The organism is Candidatus Mesenet endosymbiont of Agriotes lineatus (genome assembly GCF_964019585.1).
Lineage (GTDB): Bacteria > Pseudomonadota > Alphaproteobacteria > Rickettsiales > Anaplasmataceae > Mesenet.
Genome location: NZ_OZ026454.1, coordinates 623,494 through 646,309, shown reverse-complemented (window position 1 = coordinate 646,309; position 22,816 = coordinate 623,494). Strand labels below are relative to the sequence as shown.

The following is a 22,816-nucleotide window of genomic DNA, read 5'->3' as shown; positions in this document are numbered from 1 at the left end:
TAAAATATAATTATTTAAATTATTAATATGGATTTTCATAAAAATCTTTATATAGTAAAATTTTAGTTTAGAAAGTGGATGAGTCACGATAGTAATAAGATATATGGTACAACGATCCTATCAGTAAGACGAGGGGAGCATGTAGTTATAGCTGGTGATGGGCAGGTGTCACTTGGTCATACTGTTATGAAAGCAAAAGCTAGGAAAGTTAGAAGCTGTGCAAATGGTTCAGTAGTAACTGGATTTGCTGGTGCAACTGCGGATGCTTTTACTCTTTTTGAAAGGTTAGAATCTAAACTTGATAAGCATCCAGGACAATTGATGAGAGCTTGCGTTGAGCTAGCTAAAGATTGGAGAACAGATAAGTATCTGAGAAGACTTGAAGCTATGATGATTGTTGTAGATAAGTCTATATCACTTGTAGTTACTGGTACTGGTGATGTTCTTGAACCAGAAGATGGTATTGCTGCTATAGGTTCTGGTGGTAACTTTGCTTTAGCTGCTGCAAGAGCGTTAATCGGTATTAAAGATATGACACTAAAAGATATAGCAGAGAGAGCAATGAAAATAGCTGCTAATATTTGTGTTTATACTAATAATAATATTATTATTGAGGAATTGAAAGAAAAATAGGAATGATATGTCTTTTAAAATTAGATTTTTTCACTTATTATATTACACTCTAAATTATCCTTACAGGAATATTCCTATCCAAACTCAGCAAGAAAAAGAAAAATCAAGTGCAATAGAGAATAGAGATTTCAAAGAAGATGAGGGTTTTGTTGATGAAGTTGTAGAAAATAAGGATCTTGAGGAGGATGAGAATTTAAAAGAAGATGATACCAGTAATGAAGAACAGGGATTATATCATTTATCTCCTAAGGAAATAGTAAAAGAATTAGATAGGTTTATTATAGGACAAGGCGATGCAAAGCGTGCTGTTGCTATTGCTCTAAGAAATCGCTGGCGTCGCAGTAAGGTACCACAACCACTATGTGATGAAATTATACCAAAAAATATCTTAATGATAGGTCATACTGGTATTGGTAAAACAGAGATAGCTCGTCGTTTAGCAAAGCTTGCTGGGGCACCATTTATTAAGGTAGAGGCAACAAAGTTTACTGAAATCGGATATGTTGGGCGTGATGTAGATTCAATTATTCGTGATCTTATGGATATAGCGATAACTTTAGTAAAAGAAAAGTTTCGTAAAGCTTTTATTAAAAAAGCAGAAGCCTCTTGTGAGAGGATAATATTAAATGTACTGGTTGGTGAAGATGCTAGCAAAGAAAGCAGAAGAGTTTTTCGTAAAAGGCTTAGGAACAAAGAATTTGAAGATTGGGAAATATCGATAAACATTAAAGAAAATAAAAATATAGTACCTACTTTTGATATACCAGGAATGCCAGGAGGACAGCTGGGTATCATGAATATTAGTGAAGTTGTAGGTAAAATGTTTGGTGGTAGTAAAAAATTAAAAACTATAAAAGTAAAAATTAAAGAAGCACGTGAAATACTAATAAGTGAAGAGAGTGAAAGATTAATAGATGAGGATAATGTAATAAAAGAAGCTATAAAGCTTGTGAGTAATGATGGTATAGTATTTTTAGATGAGGTTGACAAAATTGCAGCACGTACAGAAGTAAGAGGTGAGGTAAATAGAGAAGGAGTGCAACGTGATCTGTTACCTTTACTTGAAGGTACGACTGTATCCACAAAGTATGGCACAGTAAAAACAGACCACATACTATTTATCGCATCTGGTGCATTCCATTTATCTAAGCCTTCAGACCTTTTACCTGAATTGCAAGGCAGGTTGCCTATTAGAGTGGAACTTAAACCTTTAAGCCAGAAGGATCTAGTTAGAGTTCTAAAAGAGCCCGAATCAAGCTTAATTAAACAATATATTGCACTTATGAAGACAGAAGGAATAGAACTTAATTTTACTGATGATAGCATTGAAACTATAGCTGAAGTTGCATATAATGTAAATATTAAAGTGGAAAATATAGGTGCAAGAAGACTTCATACTGTTATGGAAAAGCTTGTAGAGGAAATAAGTTTTTCTGCACCTGATAAAAATGGTGAAAAATTTATAATAGACTGTCAGTATGTAAAGAAAAAACTTGATACGATCTCTAATCAACCTGATCTATCTAAGTTTATACTTTAGCTTCTTTATAATATGTATAATTAAGCTCTTCCATAGTCGTCAAATAGTCTTATTATGTCATCTTCAGAAATATAATCACCTATCTGTATTTCTATAATTTGTAGGTCATTGTTATTACTTCTATTTCCTATTCTATGCACGTTTAGCTTAGGAATCTCAATTACTGTACTTGCATTAATAGTACTTACTTTGGCATTTAGTGTAATACATGCATTTCCAGATACTATTATACAATACTCATCTCTATGTTTATGTACTTGCATTGAAGTAGCACTTGCAGGATTAATATGTAGGTATTTTATTAAAAATTTTTCCCTTTTTGCAATTATACTATAAAATCCCCATGGCTTTACTACTTTTTCTTTTACTTTAATATTATCTGATATTATATCTCGCATATAATAAAGCACTGAGCTACTAAAATAATTTTTAATTAGTCTTTCTACAATTGACAATATGCCATTCCAAGTACCAATATCCACCCAGTCAAAAGTAGCTTCTACCATTAAAGAGTTTCTTGTCTTCTGCATTATCATACAATCGAAAGAAGTAGGATGAGTTTGCATAAAATCTTCTTTTTTTAAATACACTAGATTATTCTGTATTGTCGAGTTCTTTCTGCTTTCTATGCATGTTTTATAAACATTGGGCGCAAGTTTCGCAATTTCGCTAAAATAATACTTTGCTTTAAATATAAAAATGCCTAAGTTCCAAAAGTATTCTCCAGAAGGAATACTTAAAGGTTTTTCAATAAATTCATTTACGCTATAACAACCTATAATGTCATTGTAGGTAGCATTAATATAACCAAACCAGGAACTAAAATAATTGGATTTACTGCCAATGATTACCACAACTTCGTTACTTTTTGCTGTTGTAATTGCTTGCTCTAAGCACTTTTGAAAATCTACTTTATTTTCTATATAATGATCTACAGGTAGTACTATAACAATAGTGTCATCACAGCAATCTGCTATAGCAACCAATATAGAAGCGGCTGTTCCAATTTGGATGGGTTCTAATATTATTGTTGGTTTTTGCAGATAAATAGATTCTATTTCCTTAGTTATTAGGAATTCATGTGTAATGTTTGTTGTAATTATTGGGGAGTTATAACTCTTATGGAGTCTAGATAAGGTGTTGTATAACATAGTGTTATCACTAAATACTTTACAAAATTGTTTGGGAGGTTGAGAGATGGGCCATAGCCTACTTCCCATACCACCACAGAGTAATACAGGTTGTATAGGCATATTTATTAAAAACTTTAAACTTAAATTATATTTTTAAATATAATTTATATCAATATAAATATTTTTAAATAAAGTTGATTTTGTTCTATAAATCTCTATAATGTAAAGGCCTAGGGGAAGTGTGTGGCTGCTGTTATTTATCAGCAATGATTGAATAATAGAGGAAAGTCCGGGCTCCAAGGAAAAATGGTGACGGATAATGTCCGTCGGAGGTAACTCTAGTTACAGGGCTACAGAAAATACCGCCTATATTTAGGTAAGGGTGAAAAGGGGTGGTAAGAGCACACCGCATTCATGGCAACATGTAGTGGCTGAAGTAACCAACACCAGGAGCAAGGTTAAATAAGGGTAAGTTTTATGTTTTTCCTCATATTTACCTGGGTGGGCCGCTAAAGATAAGTTGCAAAACTTATCATAGATAAATAGCCACAAAAACAGAACCCGGCTTATAGCTTGCCCTAGGTATGTAATTAGGTAGGTGGGTTAATACCTTTATCTTAACTTTAGTATAATATACTAATATTTCTGGGTTTTAAAACTTGCTTTACTAGTTGTTTAGTCCCATCAAGTAATGGTAAGGATTTAAATGAAAAATGTTAGGTTGTATTCAGACAATATTTTTTCCATAGGTGTTGAGGGTCTTGAGTTTTTGAGCATAGCTTTCAAGAAATTATAAACTTCAGTTGTTTCATAATGTTAACTGTGGCTTGTTTAATAGTTCTATTCATTCTTTCTACCTGTCCATTTATCCAATGAACTTAATGTTGAATTTCTTACACACTATATCGAAGTCATGAATTTTGTCTTTAGGGGGGGGGTTTTAAGCAAAGAATAGGAGAATTGAATACAGTGAGGACCTTATGAACCTTATAAGGCACAGCAAATTTTCAAGAAAATAGCAGCCTATGGGAGAACTCAGCATAAACATATTTACAATATTCCTACATAAATATAAACTTTCTCCTCTTTTGTTCGCGCTTCACAAATATCAACATGAAAATAACCGATATCATATTTTTTGAAGTTTCTGGCTTAGTATTCTTTTTAGGCAAAGATTATGTCTTTTTAAGCAACGATGCAAGTTACTGTAAGATAAGGTAGGAATGTGTTGTTTAAGAGCAATAAAACAATCATCTAAACAGTCTTTTGACGGAAAAAATACTAATTCAGATAAAATGGTACTTAGGGCCCATAGTTCTATAGAAGTTTCTATTTTAAGATCGTTTTAGGATTTAGGTTATATTGTTTACTTAACTGCTCGCACAGCGTATTGGCGCGTTTGTGTAATATCTGTCCCATAATATCTTAAGACCTGGTGCAAAAGAGGAGAAATGGTTATATAAAGAGAGATAGAGCAAGAAAAAGTGAGGCAAGATGAGCATAAATTACCATAATATAAAAGAACATCCGAGGAATTTTCGAGATGTAACAGGTCTGATAATAAGAAAATTCGAAAAGGTTATAGAAAAAGTGTGCCCAGAGTGGGAGAAAGTTAAAAAACGGAAATGGAAGAACATCAAAATAGCCTGTGTTGGAAGACAAAATACTTTGTATAATTCTGTAATATAGAACTTACATAACACACCGATTCTTGAGTTACCGATTCAACTTGTATAACTCAAACATCTGCCGATTACTCAAGAAAATGGAACCACTTTTGGCTAAAAAAATCTCAAAAAAAAAGGACAGAACTATGACGCCAGAAAGAATTTTGAAGATATTAGCAGATGTTACAGAACAACCAATAGAACGGCCAAAAGACAGGAAAAAAAGAGGTTTTTATCTAGCTGAAAGCGAAGGTTTTGGTTAGGGAATGATCTCAAAGTGTGGAATTTGTGTATTAAAAGCTTTCCTACAGCCATAAACAACCAATGCAGAAGTGCAATTGTATATGAGATAAGGAACTCATTAAAATATGTATCCAGCAAAATGAATGATTTGAAGAAAGGCTTCAAATAGAGAAATAGCTGAATGCTTGAATTAGAAGAAAAATGGGGAATCCTATGGCAAAATAATTGGGAAACTGGCTATTTTAAGTACTCAGATCCGGTTAGGTTTATACTACCAATCCCATAGAAATCAGGAAAAAACCAATTACAAATGCCTTGGTGCTATAAAAAAATAGAGCAAAATTGGACTATATCAAATTGGGCTTTTTGATACCTTCTTTCCTAACAGATTGAAAATTTAGTTGAGTTTTTGACCCAGTTTGGAGAACACTCCCTGCAAAATAGTTAAAATATTAAAACTAAAATTAGGATTACTAGAAAACAACTAGATCACAAGCAGCATGTAATTTGCTTAACTTTAGGCTTCCCCAATTCTTGCTCTTGTTTCTTTATTTTTTCTTGCACCTGCATTAATTATTGTTATTTGCCAAAAGACTATTTATAAGATATCTTATAAGTCCCATTTTAAGTCCCCTTTTTCCACTTATCATCTGTGTAACATCCCCCTTGAACGAGAACTATTCTATAATTGTTAATTTCGGTGTTGTATAGTTGTTTTGCTGTTTTAGTATTTTGTTTATGCTGCATTTATCCTAATGTTCTTTTTTGTATTTAACAATACAATTTAGCATACTTTCCTGTGTTGATTGGCTAGACGTAATGATGTTTTTCCAACGGTAATGAGCTAAATTTCCTGTTATCTTCTCACTCATACTGTATGCTGTTATGTTTCTAATATGATCAAGTAGGTTACTTTTCTCTACTAAAGAGCAAAATATTTTTGCTGTTCTGGTAGAGAAAAAGAGAACTCCTCTTATGAAATTTGCTAACAAAAATTCTTTACATCTTTTTGTCAGTCTTATTCTATCGATAGATTCGTATAATATAGTTTCTTCTACAGTAAACCCTTTTTCAGTTAGCGCCTTCTTGAAGTCGAACGATATTTCTTTACCTCTTGCATATAAAAATTTAATCTCTTGCGGATAATGTTCTTTAATATACAACATTAAATCGCTTACATTACCGCTTGCTGATGCTACATTTGTAAATCCAAGCTCTTTTGCAACTTTCATAGTACCGTTGCCAACAGTGATAATTGAGTGGCTTCTTTCCTGAGATATTTTACTTAAAGCCCTTATGCTATTACTGCTGGTAGATATTATAACGTCAAAATCTTGTGTAAGTTTAGTCTCTAGGTATCTTATTTTAAACATTGGCTCAACATATACCTTATAATCATATTTTTCTAGTATGCTTTTTGTTTTTTTAGAATCTAGTAAAGGACGGGTTAGCAGTAAGACCATTAATTCCTCATTAATATTGCATCTTTAGACATTATATTTTGAAGTAATTGATAAGCTATGCAATAGCTTTGAGCTGCATTAGAAATAGTAAACAATGCATAATATAGGATGTAATCAACAAAAAAAGTCGGTAATTTTATCAATGCAATATTTAGTAATAAAATATAATTTTGCGGATCATAATAAAAAAATTTATTTTTTAGGTATAACACCTTTAAGTTGACATGATATAGCTTTGCTTTTTGGGTAATGTTAAAATTAAACAGGCAATCATTTAATCTTTGAGCAAGTTTGATATGGGCGCGCTCTTTGTACCATGTGTTTAGCAAGGCTTTAACTTTCTTCTTATTTAATGGATGTTTAATGTAGACGTATATTACCCCACGATAAAGCTTTACAAACTCAAAGCAAGACTTAACTCTATAGGCTGCATATCTTTTTCCAAAATATGCGTATTTGCTATCACTAAAATCAGTATTGTTAAATAGGAGTGATTTTAGATATTTTTGCTTCCTTACGATAAATTTTGAGTTCTTTTTTATCTGATGTTTTATCAGCGTAAGTGAGGTCTTAGTTGGTGCAATAACGATAACGGTCTTAATGTCATGGCCTATCATTATAGATAAGTCTTTTTGATTTGACGAAAAAAACAAAGAGAAATGAATAATGTTTTTCCTGTGAAAGATGTACATATATCGATAAAATGCTCCTTATAGAATATTAGAATGCTGAAAACTAGAGCTGAACTCTCTACAGAGAAATGATAATAAATCTGTCTTTTCCCACGGAAAATAATGACTTTCACACTTGCGACCAAAATGCCCATAACAAGCTGTGGGCTTATAAATTGGAAGGTTTAGTTGTAGATGATCGCATATTCCTCCTGGTGAAAGATCTATGTTTTCAGCAATAAATTTTGTTATTTTAAGCTCATCTATGATGTTAGTACCGAATGTATCAATATAAAACGACAGTGGCTGCACAACACCAATTGCATAAGATAGCTGCACAAGACAGCGTTGAGCTAGATTAGATTTTACTATATTTTTTGCTAGATAGCGTGCCATATAAGCTGCTGATCTATCTACCTTTGTTGAATCTTTACCAGAAAATGCTCCTCCCCCATGAGGCACATATCCTCCATAACTATCAACCATAATTTTGCGTCCTGTCAGTCCACAATCGCTAATCGGGCCACCTATAACAAATCTGCCAGTTGGATTAACAAAAAAACACTCATCAGAGCACATCCACCCTTGAGGTAAGGTAGAAACTACATAAGGATAGATTATTTCTTTTATCAACTTTTGATCTAGATCTTCTCTATGCTGTATTGAAACTACTATGTTTTTAGCACAAATAGGTACATCGTTTTGATAACAGAGAGTAACTTGTGATTTTGCATCAGGACCAAGTCCATGAATCTCTCCTTTTTCTACTGCATTTACAATATTTTTAAGGATTGAATGTGCATAATGAATAGGTGCGGGCATTAAGCTTTCTGTTTCACCTGTAGCATAACCATACATTATGCCCTGGTCACCAGCACCTTTATTTTTACTTACACCTACTGCAATATCTTGGGACTGCTCATGTAATAAAATCTGTACCCTTACATCTTGCCAGTTAAAATCACCATTTTCGTAGCCAATATTTTTAACTGTGTTACGAACAACCTCTTCAATTCTGCCTTTCCCTATATCTGGAGCAAACACTTCACCAGCTATAATTATATTATCTTTTGTTACTAGAGTTTCAATAGCAGCACGTGAGAAAGGATCAGCTAAAATATATTCATCGACAATTGCATCTGATATTTGATCTGCTACTTTATCAGGATGTCCAGCTGCAACTGACTCACTTGTAATAACATTTGCTTTAGTTCGAATTGGAGATAAAAACATAAGTTAATACTAATTATACTTGAAACAATTTACAATATATTTACTATTTTAGAAAAAATATATCCACATTATTGAAGTAGTGCTATTTTTATCAAAAATGCTAATACAAAAACTAGTTAAACAAGCTACAATTATAGGAGAAAGCGAAAAGATTGCTAAGTTTATGTGTTATACATATCGCTTTCAGATATTTAGGAATATATTAAATTTAGCTTTATCTTTAATTAAAGTGGGTAGGCTTTCATTTAAAATATTGCTAAAGCGTTCTTCAGAGAAGATTGAGGGGTTATGTGAAACCCTACAACTAGGAAATAGTCTTAAATCAAAGCAGTATATTATTACAATAAAAGAGCTAAATCCATATGTTATAATTCACGAAATTGCTCATATGATTGAAAAGGAGATGAACTTAGATTTGCAAATAGAGTTTTTACCTATAGTGCATCAAGATGTGCAGCAAAACTTAAAAAACTCTAACGCTTTGGTCCAAAAAATAATAAATCACATTATCTTTGCAGAAGTAAAGGCTTATCCAAACTATGAACTGAGAGCTTCTGAACTGTTTGCACGTTATTTTGAACTTTATGCTTGGACGCAAGAAGTATACCCAAAGGATAGAGAATATTTAATTCGTACATTTGACTTAAATAGAGTTTTTTTAAATACAAACAAATGGAGAGAAAAATTTTTAGATCCTAAGCTAATCAATGCAACAGATAAAGAGGTAAGTACATATAGCAATGCGCAATTAATTGTAAGGCCAGATCAGGTGCAGAGTAAATGGTCAAATAAGGTTGCAAGCAACAACTATAAAAACATAAAATCTAAATTTAATGATGAAAATATCTAACAGCATTCTCAAAGATTAACATTCCATCACCATACTTGGGCAAAGCAATGTTATTACGAAGACATTTTTCTTTCATTAAAGGCCAATTTTCTTGCTGAGTAAAAAATATTGCCCTTTCAGGATGAGGCATAAGTGCGAGTATCTTGCCACTTTTATCTGATACAGCTGCTATATCGTAAACAGAGCCATTAGGGTTATATGGTTGTGTATCGCTTTCAACATATCGTAGTGCTATGGAATCGTCGTTTATCAACTTACTTAAAACATCCTGTTCCATATAAAATTTGCCTTCACCGTGGGCAATTGGGATGTGTAATTTATTTAATCCTTGAAGCCAAGGAGAGTTGCATTTTTTATTCACTTGGACATTTACCCAACAACATTTATAACAACCAGTATCGTTGTGAGTAAGTGCAATGTTTGCAAAGTCTGGAATTAGTCTTACCAATACTTGACAACCGTTACAGACTCCTATCATTAGTTTATCTTGTGATAAAAATTCTTGGATTTCATCCCACAAATTATTCAATATTCGCAATGAAAGTGCATTGCCAGCACCGGTATTATCACCATAGGAAAAACCACCAGGAATAGCTAAAACATGATATAATTTAAGTTGTTTTGGGTTATCAATAATTTCATTGATATGAATTACGTCTACCTTTACATTGTATTTTAACTTTAAACCGGCTTCCATAAATGCATAAGCAGTTTCTTCTTCGCAATTTAAGCCGTATCCGCATAAAACTATAACATTCATATCTATTAGAAAGTAAACGAATCAAATTTCTTCTTAAAATAATGTGCAATCAAATTTAACATAAGCAATATTAAGAGTAAGCAAATTATTGCAACAGCTGCAAGTTCCATAAACGCTGCTTTAGGGTTACTTGACCATATATATATCTGTACTGGCAAAGTAGTAGATGGATCAAAAAAGCCTAAAGGAACATCAGCAATAAATGCTACCATACCGATCATAAGTAAAGGAGAGGACTCTCCCAAAATTCTTGCTACCGCAAGTATAGTAGCTTGAATAATTCTCGGCAAAGCAATTGGCAAAGAATGATGCAAAATTACTTGCATATGCGATGCACCAAGAGCAAAAGCTGCATCTTTTATAGTAGTAGGTACGGAAGCAAAAGCATGTTTTGTTGCAATAATTAAGTTAGGTAGCATCATAAGAGAAAGTGTCATGCCACCAACAAGCGGAGAAGAACGCGGCAAGCCAAATATATTTAGATATATTGTAAATCCTACAATGCCAAATATTATTGCTGGAACAGCTGCCAGGTTGTTAATACTTATCTCAATAATATTGGTAAAAATATTACCTTTAGGCATAAACTCATTTATTCCTATACCCGCCATAACTCCTATAGGTATTGCGAACAATAAACATGCTGCCACTGTCAGCAAAGATCCAAGAAGAGATCCTAAAATACCAGCAGTTTCAGGTTCTTGTGAATCAGATTTTAAAAATAAAGATTTATTAAAAAATCTGCCTACTCTTTTTTCCGCCTTTAACTTACTGAAGATTTGATAGTACTCATTATCTACATATTGCCTTTTATTAATCGCATTTATAGTGCTTGAAGCAGTAAACCATATTTCATATTTACCAGTTTTAGTACTTTGTTTTAGAAAACGAGCTAGCTCTACATGTGCACTGTAGCTTAAGATCTCTTTCTTTGCATCAAATGGAACATCTTGCAGTATTTTTTGTAAGGAATTATTAATTAGGTTTATGCATTCTTCACGCAACTTAATTGAATCATAAGTGGAAAGCAGCTCAGTATCTGTGTTAATAGGTAAGAGAACTTTTGTTACTGTCAGTGCATTATAACCGTTAATTAAAATGCTAAATAAAATACACAAAAGAAAACCAAGTGATGTAAGTAGTATGGCTAAAGAACCAAAGCGTAACAATTTATCTTTACGGTTTTTGCGCTTTATCCTAGCATGAATGCGCCTGGACTTTAATAATCTAATGAACTTTTTTCTCATTTTATAATATTAAAAAGTCCTAAGGTTATATTAAAAAACATTATTATAAGAACAATAAAAATACCTTAGCTTAAGTTTGGAGATAGTTTTATATCAAGTAAATAAAAATGTTGGGAATTGAACAAGACTTATATTCTTAATTATATGCTAATTTTGTGCAACTAATTCAGCATCTTTAAGTTCTGGTGGTAATTTAAATTCAATATTTTCAACAATACCAGGTAGAACTGAAACTTTTATAGTCATACAACCCTTCAGGTAAGAAATTAACTCTTCAATTAAAATTTCTGGGGCTGAGGCTCCAGCTGTAATTCCTAATTTGTTAATGCTATCAAGCCAACTATTGTCTATATCACGATAACTATTAATTAAATATGATTTAACCCCTACTGACCTGCATATATCAAGCAAACGATTTGAATTTGAACTGTTTTGACTGCCTATCACTAAAACTAAGTCAACCACTTGTGCCAACTTTTTTACGGCATTTTGTCTATTTTGCGTAGCATAACAGATATCACTTAAGTTTGGACCAGAAATATTGGGAAATCTTGTTTGTAAAGCAGTTATTATCTCACGTGTATCATCAATACTAAGTGTTGTTTGTGTTACGTAAGACAGTTTATCTGGGTCTTCCACTTCAAGTTCGTATACATCTTGTAGAGTTTGCACTAGTATTACGGGTTTTTTCACTCTGCCTTTAGTACCTTCAATTTCAGGATGCCCCTTGTGACCAATAAGTATTAACTGTCTACCATTTTGCTCACTTTTTTGCGCTTCTCTATGCACTTTGCTAACTAAAGGACAAGTTGCATCTATCACAAAAATATTTCTGCTTTTTGCTTCATCTTCAACAGATCTAGCAACTCCGTGAGCGCTAAATACCAGTGCTGCACCATCTGGCACCTCTTTAACTTTACTAACGAATGTGACCCCTTTATGTTTAAAATCTTCCACTACATATTTATTATGCACTATCTCGTGCAGTGCATATATCTTGCGGTTACTACCATACCTCTCTAAGGTGAACGTTAATATATCAATTGCTCTTTTAACCCCAGCACAGAAACCTCTTGGTTGTGCTAAAATAATTTCCATACTGCCTTCATTTTTCCAAAAATCACGCTTATGTTATCAAAATATTTAGCAGTAGGATATATTTAATTTTTCATGAATATTGAAATTACACTGATTTATGTGCATTACAAAATGTATAGTTTATGCGATGAATTGAATTCACCTTCTAATGTGTTTTTTTATAAATGTTAATAAATTATCAACCTGGTTTTCATTAGAGTTTAAATCTGGCGTAAAGTGAGTTACATATTTTCCATCTGGTCCCATAAAATACATTATTCCAGAATGATCAATATCTTCACCTGTATCATTAACATATACCTTGTATCTGCTTGCAACTTCAGATAATTCTTCTTCACTGCCTGTCAGCATTTGTATACGGTGATCAAACTGCTGATGGTAGTCTTTTAATTTATCAACGGTATCTCGTTTAGGATCAATGGTAATAAAGATTATTTGTAATTTTTCAGCATCTTCTTTTAGTCTTACTAAAGCTTCAGAGGCAATACCGAGTTCCATTGGACATATCGATTTGCAAGAAGAAAAACCAAATAAGACTAACATGTATTTACCACTAAAGTCACTACTTTTAGCTAATTGATTATCTTGATTTTTTAGTGAGAATTCACCACCTATAGTTATTTCCTCATTTGTAGCTTTTGTTTTTTTCAGCATAGAGAAAATTTCTTTTTTTTCAAAGTAAGAGTACCCAAAAAATACGATTGCTATTAATGTTATTAGATGAAAAAAAAACTTTATAGCTTTCATTACCTTAGCTTTAAATTATAACTATTATAATTATAGCAATTGCCGTTGCAAAGTATTTAAGTATTAAAAATATTGTTGCTTAGATAAAGAAGCATACTGAAGCTTTTTACAATACCAACGTTTTATAAATAAAACAACATCAGATGACTGATATGTACTGCACAATAGCTAAAATACAGCAGCTGTAAAATTATTTTTTCTTGTGTTATAAACCAAGTAACCCAAACGGTGGTATTATAGTAGCCTTGAGGAAAATCACAGTTTCTACAGTTTTAGTGCTTTTGTTTATTTTTTTTAATTTCGCATTTTTCTTGACGCTTCTATGTTCAATTACACCACCTATTACCATTATTTCGCCGCTTTTTATTTTTAACATTGAATCGATTTCCCTAACCTCAACAATTGGTATGTTGCTACTTACATTAAGCTTACTTTTTTGTATAGCATATTCTGTACCGGGATCTTTTACATAACCATTTACCCTAGAAAGAATAGGGTGCACGTTCATAAATATTTCTTTATCTATAACATCTATACTTGGCTGAATGGTAAGTATTATGCCTACTGGCACGCTGTTCATTGTACTTAAGATAGAAAAATCACCAGCATCAGTATGCTTTTTAATATCAGCAGTAAAATAAACATGATTTTGAGTAAAAGACATAATCGCTTGTTGATTATTTAGTGCATGCAATCTTGGACTTGAAATTACTTTTGACGCACCAAATTTACTTAAAGCTCTAACGACATCTTCTAAATCAGAGTAACTCGTAGTTAAAACTCCAGTTTGTTGACCAAACCTATTTATATAACTCAAATTTTCCCAATCAATACCAGATTGATACATATCATCTAAAGTTACTTCCACTACTTTTGCTTCTATCATAACTTGAGACGAAGTAAGTTCCCTAACCTTGCTTATGTATTCTTTCACTGCTTTATGAATATCCTCTCTGGCGCTTAAGGTAATGATACCTGCTTCTCTGTTGGTTGAATAAAACTCATCATCATTTGTGCCATTTATGTCAATTAAGGCACTTAAATTTCTTTCTAAAGAAAACCACAGATCTCCATCATACTTAGATTTAATTTTATTGTCTGATCCACTAACAATGGTGCTATCTTCATTGGTGTTACTAATAATCTTGTTATTAACTACAAAGTTGCTCTCGGTAGAGCGTTGAATATTTATAAAATCTATATAATAATTGTGGGTATATGGCAGATCTTGTTCAATGCTAAATACATCATCATGCTTTCTATAACGTATTTTAGCACTCTTTGCTATAGTTTGTAACACTTCATCTACAGGCTTATCTTTAAGTTTTAAGACTATGCTCCCAGAGATTTTAGGATCTATACTTAGGTTTATATCAGCTAATCTACCAATCTCCGTTAATAGATCTATAACTGGTGTAGAGCTATTAATATTGATGGAAATAAGTTTATCACTTTCATCAAGTACAGGGAAGTATAAAGGCATATTAATAATTGCAGGTACTTCTGGCTCAGCTTTGTTTTTCTTTAGATAGCTTTCTTCAATTTCATCTGCTGCCTTTGCTTTCATATACTGGGTGTTGTATTTGTAACTAGAAACACAAGCAGTTACACTAAGCAGCATTATTAAACAATATAGTATTTTCACCAGTTAAGTATTATTAGATACATTACTATTTCAATAGACGTACATGTTTAAAAAAGTGTTATGTTCCTTATGAAAAATCAGAATTTTAACGTTCCATGTTGGGAAATGTAGAAATCCTTTACCTTAAGATGAATGGAAGATTATAATAATTGCTAGGTTACGGGAAATGAAATTTAAATTATCTCAGACAAAGTAGCTATTGAATTATTTATTATTAGTTCTTGGGGGCATACGTATGCACATTAACACCTCTGAAGAGAATAGCAAAAAGCTTTTATCTCTTACTAAACAACTTGCAGGCTTTGGTCAAAATTATTTAACATACATGAATTCTAATGAATCAAGTGCTGCAAAAAAAATAGTTAGCGCCTTCTTACTTGTTCCTGTCATTATTCCTACTGGGCTGACCATTTCATTATACGCTTGCACCTATTTTTTTATAAATGCTGTCAGTTCTAAACCTGATGACTCAAAGCTATCCAAACTGATAAAAGGTTTATTAAAATTACCGATATATATTATTGCTGCTGCAATTTTAATTCCATGTATTATATTAAACTTAGCGATTTCGTTAATACCACTTCTCATTGTCTTAGCTATCAATAAAAATATCACAAATGATAAGAAAAATAGTGTGCCAATTGAAGCAGAGAATGATAGTGGATATAATAAGCTTATTGAAGAAGAATCTGCAAAATTAATCACGGTGAGCATGATCAATCAACAGAAGAACACGAAGATAACCAAGCATTAATAAATAATCATGAGCATTCACAAGTTGTACAAGTAATATCTCGAAATACAGGTAGTGAGAAAAATGTGGATCAAACTACTGTAATAAGTGGGATAAATGATCAAAATGTAAAAGATGGTAAAGCAATGGTACGAGTTATTGGCAATGACAAAAGTGTTACCATGAAAGGCATTATTACAGGGAATATGCATAGTCGTGCGGAAGCTACTGCATCAGCATTTACTTTTGAGTGTCAGGTTGTTGAAGGTGGTATAGATTTGCAGTTTGGTTACAAAGGGCGTACTGGGGTTACTCAAGTAGAAGCAACCGGAAAATTAATGCAAGATGAATCAGTAAAGACTATGTTATCTGGGAATGCTGGGATATTATCGGTAAAACAGTGTAATTCTAATCGCGCATCAATAGAAGAAGTTTAAAATATGAATAGGTACAACATAAATTTTAAATTCTATAATTTGCCGAAAAAGTGAGTCTATTTATATAATACAAGGAAATAACTTTGTAGTGATGCTTTAATTATTTAAAGCATCTTCAATGAGAAATTGGACATTTTCATTACCACGCCAGTAATTGACAGAAATCTTACCAATGATAGTCGCCAAGCTATTTTGCATTAAGGCTTTTTCAAGTTCTGTTCCCACAGCACGAAAAGCTATAGCCCTAATAGTCTTATCGGCGTCTGCAATAAAACATCTTATATGATTTTCTCCTATAATTTCTGGTTTTACTATTTTTGCCCCTGGAATAATGAAACGTGGTTCTGGATTACCGGGGCCAAATGGCTCTAAGCATTGCAATTGCTTCCATAGTGTGATGTTTATTGAGCTGACTGTTATTACTCCATCTGCTTTTATAGTTTTATTGCCTGTAGAATTTACAAACTTACTTTGGAAAAAATTATGCAGCTTATCGATTTTATCTTTTTTTACTGAAAAACCACCTGCCATGTGGTGGCCACCACCTTCGGTAATTAAATCTTCAAGTTTTGCTGAAAATATAGCTGCACCTATGTCAACTCCAGAAATTGACCTTGCGCTTGCTTTACCCATTTCATGACTCATAGATATTACTATAGTTGGCAGGTAAAATTGATCCTTAAGTCTTCCAGCTATAATTCCTATTATGCCTATATGCCAATTACCAGTTACCATTATAAAATTTGCCCCAGAATTTACGAGTGCCTCAGCCTGTATTAATGCTTCTTTCGTAGCTTCATTCTCTAACGTCTTTCTCTCTTCATTCAAAATTTTAAGTTTTAGAGATAAGTCATAAGCTTCATTACTATTGTCCGTTGATAAAAGATGTGCTCCAAGATACGACTGCCCTATTCTGCCACCGGCATTGATATGTGGACCAATTATAAATCCTAGCTGGTAAGCACTTGGTCGCTCGGTAATTTCCAAAACATCAGACAACGTGCGTAGTCCCATATTTTTTCTCATAGACATTATCTTAAGACCTTGATGAACCAGAGCTCTGTTTAGCCCTATAATTGGCATTACATCGCAAACTGTACCAAGCGCAACTAAATCCAGCAGTTGCATTAAATCTGGTTCTGCAATCTTAGAAAAGAAGCCTTTATTACGTAATGTTTTATTGAGAGCTACAATGAATAAAAAAGCAACTCCAACTGCAGCAAGATAATTGTATGGAGAATCCTCATCAATGCGATTGGGATTTATAACCGCTACAGCATCCGGTAATTTTTCAGTACTTAGGTGATGATCGATAACTATAATATCAAGTCCTGCGTTTTTAGCAGCAACAATTGGCTCATGAGCAACTGTGCCGCAATCAACAGTAATACAGAGGTGTGTACCATTTTTTCTTAATTTTAGCAAAGCATCGATATTTGGACCATATCCTTCCTCAATACGGTCAGGAATATAAATTATAGTATCTACACCTACTGCCGCTAGATATCTTTTTATTAGAGCAGATGAAGTTGCTCCATCAACGTCATAGTCACCAAATATAACAATGTTTTCATTATTATATATTGCAGTTTCAATTCTATTTATTGCTTTATTCATATCCAGTAGGTGAAATGGATCAGGCAGAGATGATCTAAGAAATGGATGGAGGAAATCATGGGCTGCACCTAGAGTTATGCCACGTGCAGCCATAACTCTAGCTAAGATTTCAGGTAGGTTAAACTTTTGCACCAGCGCTGTGGTATCGCGTGTGCTTACCTCATGCACTTCCCACAATGCATTTTTTGCGCTACGTTTTTGTTTTATATCTAAGTTTGATAACATAACTTACATATAAACCCAACAACCATCTTCTACAAGAAGATAGTTTAATCAATTGAAAATTAATCACCACTGTGAATTCTTATTGTATTGATATATTTCTATATTACTTCATTCGTAATAATATAAAAGTTGACAGATTATAACCTAAAATCTTCCATATAGAACTTCAATTCATATTTTAAACTTCTTCTATTGATGCGCGATTAGAATTACACTGTTTTACCAATAATATCCCAGCATTACCAGATAACATGGTTCGTACTTGCTCATCTTGCATTAATTTTCCGGTTGCTTCTACTTGAGTAACCCCAGTACGCATTTTATAACCAAGTTGAAAATCCAAACCATCTGGAACAATCTGGCATCCAAAATCAAATGCTGATGCAGTAGCTTCCGAACGACTATGCATATTCCCTGTAATAATGCCTTTCATGATAACACTTTTGTCATTGCCAATAACTCGTACTATTGCTTTACCATCTTTTACATTTTGATCATTTATCCCACTTATTACAGTAGTTTGATCCACATTTTCCTCACTACCTGTATTTCGAGATATTACTTGTACAACTTGTGAATGCTCATGATTATTTATTAATGCTTGGTTATCTTCGTGTTCTTCTGTTGATTGATCATGCTCACCGTGAATTAATTTTGCAGATTCTTCTTCAATAAGCTTATTATATTTACCATCACTATCTGCTTCTATTACACTATTTTTCTTATCATTTGCGATATTTTTATTAATAGCTAAGAAAATGAAAAATGGTATTAAAGAAATCACTAAATTTAATATAATACATGGAATTAAAATTACAGTAGCAGCAACATATATTGGTAGCTTTAATAGACCTTTTATCAGTTTGGATAGCTTTGAGTCATCAGGCTTAGAACTTACAGCATTTATAAAAAAATAGGTGCAAGCGTATAATGAAATGGTCAGCCCAGTAGGAATAATGACAGGGACAAGTAAGAAGGCGCTAACTAATTTTTTTTGCAGCACTTGATTTGTCAGAGTGTGTTAAATAATTTTGACCATGATCTGCAAGGTATTTAGTAAGAGATAAAAGCTTTTTGCTATTCTCTTCAGAGGTGTTAATGTGCACACGTATATCCCCCAGTAATTAATATAACTAATTTGATAGTAGTAGGTTAATTCTAGCAAATCAAGATTGGTATAAAAAATATGATTCAATAGCTATTTTGCTTGAGACAATTTAGATCTAATTTCCATGGTTTAGAATATGCACTGTTGCATATGCTACTATTACAACCTCTCCTTCTCCTCAAGGCTAGGTTTTTTTTGTATTCCAAGCACTAATGATGTGAGTTAGGTGTTTAAAATGGTCAATCTCTTTAACAAAAAAGTATCAATATTTCTACCAAAACTGTCATAAATTCAAAAAAGGATGTTTTATTTATCAAAATTTGATTTATCATAAGTAACTTACTTGTTTTTTAATTATTCATGGGAATTATTGAGGGAAAAGATTGTAAATGGGAGATGGTTATTGGGCTTGAAGTACATGCTCAAGTCTCTTCAAATGCTAAATTATTTTCTAGCTCATCAACTGGATTTGGGGCAGAACCTAACTCTCAAGTTTCACTGATAGATGCTGCAATGCCAGGAACTATGCCAGTGCTTAATTATTACTGCGTAGAACAGGCTATTCGTAGTGGTCTTGCTTTATCTGGAGAAATAAATTTAAACTCTTTTTTTGATAGGAAAAACTATTTTTATCCTGATCTGCCACAAGGGTATCAGATAACTCAATTTTATGAGCCAATAGTTAAAAATGGTAAAATATTTTTAACTGAAAGTAATAAAGAGATTAGAATTGCGAGGATTCACTTAGAGCAAGATGCGGGAAAAAGCATTCATGAAGATAAAACATATATAGATTTAAATCGTGCTGGTGTTGCACTTATGGAAATAGTCTCTCAGCCGGATATTAGATCTCCTAAAGAAGCTGCGGAGTATATAAAAAAATTAAGATTGATTTTGCGTTACGCTGGCACCTGTGATGGTGATATGGAAAAAGGGTCGTTACGCTGCGATGCAAACGTTTCTGTTCGTCCTTTAGGTAGCGAGGAATTTGGCATACGTTGTGAAATAAAGAATCTAAACTCAATACGTTATGTTATGCAAGCAATTGAGTATGAAGCGCACAGACAAATTAAAATCTTAGAGAATGGAGAAAAGATAAATCAAGATACTATGTTATTTGATACCAGCTTGGGTAAAACAAAAGTCATGCGCAGTAAAGAAAATGCTCTTGATTATCGCTATTTTCCTGAACCTGATTTACTACCAGTTACAATTACTCAAAAGACTGTCGATTCTATCATGCTGACCTTACCTGAGTTTCCTAATGATAAGAAAAAACGTTATATTGAAAAATTAGGTGTTAGTGAGTACGATGCAGAAGTGATTACCTCTGACAAAGAGGTAGCAGATTACTTTGAAGAATTAATAAAGAAGCACAACCCTAAAACTGCTGTAACTTGGCTTACAGTTGAGCTGTTTGGTCGTCTTAACAAATCTGGGATTAGTATAACGCAGTCTCCAGTTAAGGCACACAATCTCTCTAATCTTTTAGACTTTATTGCTAACAACACCATTTCAAGTAAAATTGCTAAACAAGTGTTTGATTTTATGTTTGAATTTGGTAAGTCTGCAGCTTCAATCATTGAGGAACAAGGCTTAAAACAAATTGCAGATGAAAATACAATAACACTAATCGTTAGTAATATACTAAAATCCCATAAAGATAAAGTGCTAGAATATAAAAGCGGTAAGGAAAAGCTGCTTGGCTTTTTTGTTGGTGAGATTATGAAAGAGACAAAAGGCAAAGCAAATCCAGAACTTGTCAATCTAATACTTAAAAAAGAATTACAATCTTAATATAAGACATATAAAGTCAATAGGAAAGTACCACAACATCTGCTATATAATAAGCTATACTACATTAGTAGTGCTACCATGGGGTTTGTTGTCTCCTTTTGCTCTGTTTTACGTTATAACTATTCAATAAAAGAAGATTTAAACTACTAAAATTTGTTAGAAAGTAAAGGTTTAGAGGGGTATTGTAGATTGATTATATTTTTTAATCATATTCATCTGTATTTCTCGTTGCTTTGCCTCTATTGATTCTATTTGCCTTGTAAGGCTATCTTGATAGCCAAGATTACCACTGAGTCTAGCTTGTAATGCCTCTTCCCTTAATATATTTAATTCTCTGAGCAACATAATATTGTACCAAATAGCTTTAGCAGATTCATAATTACTCAATTGACTATGGAGTAACTTTGTTTTTTCCATTATATATTGAGCAATTTTAACTACTTTTGACTTCATTACCTCTTCAATTAAAGCCTCTTTAGATAGTTTATAGGTAATTTTACTTTTGATATCAATAATGTGTTGTTGCAGTTCATAAGCATCTTTGTTTGTCATATTAAAGTCGGCAAATTGCTCGAAGAGAATAGGATCATCAAGCATTTCAGGAAACTCAATTGCTATGCGTAGTATTGCTGTTTGATTTTGCTCTTGCTCAACTAAGCTTGGCACTTTGTCGTATAGACATTCCTCCTTTGTCATTTTAAAATTTTTTGTACTTTTTACCCCTTGCTTAGTTTGCAAAAAACGAATCTTGTTATAGAAAAAGTTTTTATAGTACTTTTTTACGCTGCTATTTTTTATATCATTTATGTAATGCATCAGTCTATTCTCAAGCATCGCATATTTCTCTGGTGCAGATGAGCTTGTGATGAGAGTACTAGAGTTTATCTCATAATCCCATAAAAACTCAGAATGTAGTTTTGCTTTATTCTCAAGTAAGGAAAGAATCTCTTTTGGATTATAGTTATAGCTGTTGCATATGTCGTATGGATCATAACCAGATGGGAGGGGTACAAATTTCAAAAGTTTTCCAGGTTCTAAAATGGGTAAAGCAAGGCTTGCAACTCTTAAAGCAGCGGTATGTCCAGCATTGTCCCCATCCATGCATATAAATATTTCTTGTGCTATATTCCATAAACTTTCTATGTGCCAAGTGGAAATGGCAGTACCAAGTGGTGCAACTACATTTGTAATTCCAGCTTGAAATAATGCAATAACATCTGTATACCCCTCAACAATAAATACTTGTTGTTTTTTTCTTATTTCATTTAAAGCAAAATTTATAGAATAGATACTCCCTCTCTTTTTAAATAATATACTTTCAGGGGAATTAAGATATTTAGGCTGCATCTTATCATCCAATATTCTTCCACCAAAGGCGATAATTTTTCCTGTCATATTCCAGATAGGAAACATTATTCTGTTCCTAAAATAGTCACCGTTTTTATTTATAAGCCCTACTTCTAACATGACCTCATCTTTTATTCCTTGAGCACTTAAATATTCTTTTAATCCATTGTTTGGTGCATAGCCTATTTTGAATTTTTTAATCATATCGAGAGAGATTTTGCGCTGCCTTAAATAATCAAGTGCCAACTCATTGTTATGCAGTTTATGAATAAACCAGTCTGCAGCTAGATCAAAAACTTTGGTCACATTGTTATCTTTACTGCCGTCCTGGCTATATCTTTTTTCTGGTAGCTGTACTCCTGTCATCTGCGCTAATGACTCTACCGCCTCTTTAAAATTTAAACCTTCTGTTTTACAAACAAACTCAAATACATCACCACTTGCACCACAACCAAAGCAGTAATAAAAACCCTTGTTATCATTTATCGTAAAAGAAGGTGTTCTTTCGTGATGAAGCGGGCATAAGCCAACAAAATTTGCTCCTTTTTTTGTCAGTTTAACCTTTTTGCTAATGATACTAGAAAGTAAAAGCCTTGATTTTATTAGCTCTATATAATCCATA

At 32.8% G+C, this 22,816-nt stretch carries 20 protein-coding genes, 1 other RNA gene and 1 pseudogene; 9 read left to right on the top strand and 13 right to left on the bottom strand.

Going from position 1 to position 22,816, the window contains the following annotated elements:
* Positions 1-78 precede the first annotated feature (78 nt).
* Both hslV and hslU read left to right on the top strand, forming a co-directional pair.
* Positions 79-633, top strand: a complete 555-nt coding sequence (hslV, locus tag AACL19_RS03060) for an ATP-dependent protease subunit HslV (RefSeq protein ID WP_339046558.1) — start codon at positions 79-81, stop codon at positions 631-633.
* Between the two features lie 7 nt (positions 634-640).
* Complete coding sequence (gene hslU / locus AACL19_RS03055; RefSeq protein ID WP_339046556.1) at positions 641-2,173, top strand: ATP-dependent protease ATPase subunit HslU; 1,533 nt, start codon at positions 641-643, stop codon at positions 2,171-2,173.
* 20 nt (positions 2,174-2,193) lie between these two features.
* Here the strand turns inward: hslU and AACL19_RS03050 are convergent, their stop codons facing one another.
* Positions 2,194-3,426 carry a sugar phosphate nucleotidyltransferase gene (locus AACL19_RS03050; RefSeq protein WP_339046554.1) on the bottom strand — a complete coding sequence of 411 codons (1,233 nt, stop codon included), beginning with the start codon at positions 3,424-3,426 and terminating at the stop codon, positions 2,194-2,196.
* A 111-nt stretch (positions 3,427-3,537) separates the two neighbouring features.
* On the opposite strand from AACL19_RS03050, the gene rnpB reads away from it, so the two are divergent.
* The 3 genes and pseudogenes from rnpB to AACL19_RS03035 form a co-directional block, all read left to right on the top strand.
* Positions 3,538-3,891, top strand: an RNA gene (rnpB, locus tag AACL19_RS03045) — RNase P RNA component class A.
* Positions 3,892-4,800: 909 nt separating this feature from the next.
* Complete coding sequence (locus AACL19_RS03040; RefSeq protein ID WP_339046552.1) at positions 4,801-4,995, top strand: hypothetical protein; 195 nt, start codon at positions 4,801-4,803, stop codon at positions 4,993-4,995.
* Positions 4,996-5,200: 205 nt separating this feature from the next.
* Positions 5,201-5,490: pseudogene (locus AACL19_RS03035) on the top strand (IS256 family transposase); the annotation flags it as partial.
* 478 nt (positions 5,491-5,968) lie between these two features.
* On the opposite strand, the gene AACL19_RS03030 reads toward AACL19_RS03035, so the two are convergent.
* Genes AACL19_RS03030 through metK form a run of 3 tightly spaced genes read right to left on the bottom strand, consistent with a single transcriptional unit; the run spans position 5,969 to position 8,583 of the window.
* Positions 5,969-6,679 carry a uroporphyrinogen-III synthase gene (locus AACL19_RS03030; RefSeq protein WP_339046550.1) on the bottom strand — a complete coding sequence of 237 codons (711 nt, stop codon included), beginning with the start codon at positions 6,677-6,679 and terminating at the stop codon, positions 5,969-5,971.
* Positions 6,679-7,371: a YgjP-like metallopeptidase domain-containing protein gene (locus tag AACL19_RS03025; RefSeq protein ID WP_339046548.1), complete on the bottom strand. Its 693-nt coding sequence runs from the start codon at positions 7,369-7,371 to the stop codon at positions 6,679-6,681. The genes AACL19_RS03030 and AACL19_RS03025 overlap by 1 nt, the downstream gene beginning before the upstream one ends.
* 18 nt (positions 7,372-7,389) lie before the next feature.
* Positions 7,390-8,583 carry a methionine adenosyltransferase gene (metK, locus tag AACL19_RS03020; RefSeq protein ID WP_339046546.1) on the bottom strand — a complete coding sequence of 398 codons (1,194 nt, stop codon included), beginning with the start codon at positions 8,581-8,583 and terminating at the stop codon, positions 7,390-7,392.
* Positions 8,584-8,680: 97 nt separating this feature from the next.
* Here metK and AACL19_RS03015 point away from each other — a divergent pair, with 97 nt between their 5' ends.
* Positions 8,681-9,433, top strand: coding sequence for a hypothetical protein (locus AACL19_RS03015; RefSeq protein ID WP_339046544.1), 753 nt, complete (start codon positions 8,681-8,683; stop codon positions 9,431-9,433).
* On the opposite strand, the gene AACL19_RS03010 is transcribed toward AACL19_RS03015, so the two are convergent.
* The 5 genes from AACL19_RS03010 to AACL19_RS02990 form a co-directional block, all read right to left on the bottom strand.
* Positions 9,414-10,193, bottom strand: a complete 780-nt coding sequence (locus AACL19_RS03010; RefSeq protein WP_339046542.1) for a phosphoribosylformylglycinamidine synthase subunit PurQ — start codon at positions 10,191-10,193, stop codon at positions 9,414-9,416. The two genes, AACL19_RS03015 and AACL19_RS03010, sit on opposite strands and share 20 nt — an antisense overlap.
* Positions 10,194-10,198: 5 nt before the next feature.
* The gene (locus AACL19_RS03005) at positions 10,199-11,440 is read right to left on the bottom strand and encodes a PstA family ABC transporter permease (protein ID WP_339046540.1); all 1,242 of its coding nucleotides are present in this window, start codon (positions 11,438-11,440) and stop codon (positions 10,199-10,201) included.
* Positions 11,441-11,587: 147 nt separating this feature from the next.
* Positions 11,588-12,538: a 4-hydroxy-3-methylbut-2-enyl diphosphate reductase gene (ispH, locus tag AACL19_RS03000; protein WP_339046538.1), complete on the bottom strand. Its 951-nt coding sequence runs from the start codon at positions 12,536-12,538 to the stop codon at positions 11,588-11,590.
* A gap of 138 nt (positions 12,539-12,676) precedes the next feature.
* Positions 12,677-13,285 carry an SCO family protein gene (locus tag AACL19_RS02995; RefSeq protein WP_339046535.1) on the bottom strand — a complete coding sequence of 203 codons (609 nt, stop codon included), beginning with the start codon at positions 13,283-13,285 and terminating at the stop codon, positions 12,677-12,679.
* 205 nt (positions 13,286-13,490) lie between these two features.
* Entirely contained in the window at positions 13,491-14,906 is a 1,416-nt protein-coding gene (locus AACL19_RS02990; protein WP_410519871.1) for a type II secretion system protein GspD, read from the bottom strand.
* A 259-nt stretch (positions 14,907-15,165) separates the two neighbouring features.
* Here AACL19_RS02990 and AACL19_RS02985 point away from each other — a divergent pair, with 259 nt between their 5' ends.
* Both AACL19_RS02985 and AACL19_RS02980 read left to right on the top strand, forming a co-directional pair.
* Positions 15,166-15,684, top strand: coding sequence for a hypothetical protein (locus AACL19_RS02985; RefSeq protein WP_339046531.1), 519 nt, complete (start codon positions 15,166-15,168; stop codon positions 15,682-15,684).
* Positions 15,685-15,749: 65 nt separating this feature from the next.
* Complete coding sequence (locus AACL19_RS02980; protein ID WP_339046529.1) at positions 15,750-16,100, top strand: hypothetical protein; 351 nt, start codon at positions 15,750-15,752, stop codon at positions 16,098-16,100.
* Between the two features lie 96 nt (positions 16,101-16,196).
* On the opposite strand, the gene recJ is transcribed toward AACL19_RS02980, so the two are convergent.
* The 3 genes from recJ to AACL19_RS02965 form a co-directional block, all read right to left on the bottom strand.
* Positions 16,197-17,942 carry a single-stranded-DNA-specific exonuclease RecJ gene (gene recJ / locus AACL19_RS02975; protein WP_339046527.1) on the bottom strand — a complete coding sequence of 582 codons (1,746 nt, stop codon included), beginning with the start codon at positions 17,940-17,942 and terminating at the stop codon, positions 16,197-16,199.
* Positions 17,943-18,120: 178 nt separating this feature from the next.
* Entirely contained in the window at positions 18,121-18,945 is an 825-nt protein-coding gene (locus AACL19_RS02970) for a hypothetical protein (protein WP_339046525.1), read from the bottom strand.
* Complete coding sequence (locus AACL19_RS02965; protein ID WP_339046523.1) at positions 18,923-19,048, bottom strand: hypothetical protein; 126 nt, start codon at positions 19,046-19,048, stop codon at positions 18,923-18,925. Before AACL19_RS02965 ends, AACL19_RS02970 begins: the two co-directional genes overlap by 23 nt.
* Positions 19,049-19,410: 362 nt before the next feature.
* Between AACL19_RS02965 and gatB the strand changes: the two genes are divergently transcribed.
* Positions 19,411-20,847 (top strand): Asp-tRNA(Asn)/Glu-tRNA(Gln) amidotransferase subunit GatB, encoded by a 1,437-nt coding sequence (gene gatB, locus AACL19_RS02960; protein WP_339046521.1) that lies wholly within the window; start codon positions 19,411-19,413, stop codon positions 20,845-20,847.
* Positions 20,848-21,018: 171 nt separating this feature from the next.
* On the opposite strand, the gene dnaG is transcribed toward gatB, so the two are convergent.
* Positions 21,019-22,815 carry a DNA primase gene (gene dnaG, locus AACL19_RS02955; protein WP_339046519.1) on the bottom strand — a complete coding sequence of 599 codons (1,797 nt, stop codon included), beginning with the start codon at positions 22,813-22,815 and terminating at the stop codon, positions 21,019-21,021.
* Position 22,816 lies beyond the last annotated feature (1 nt).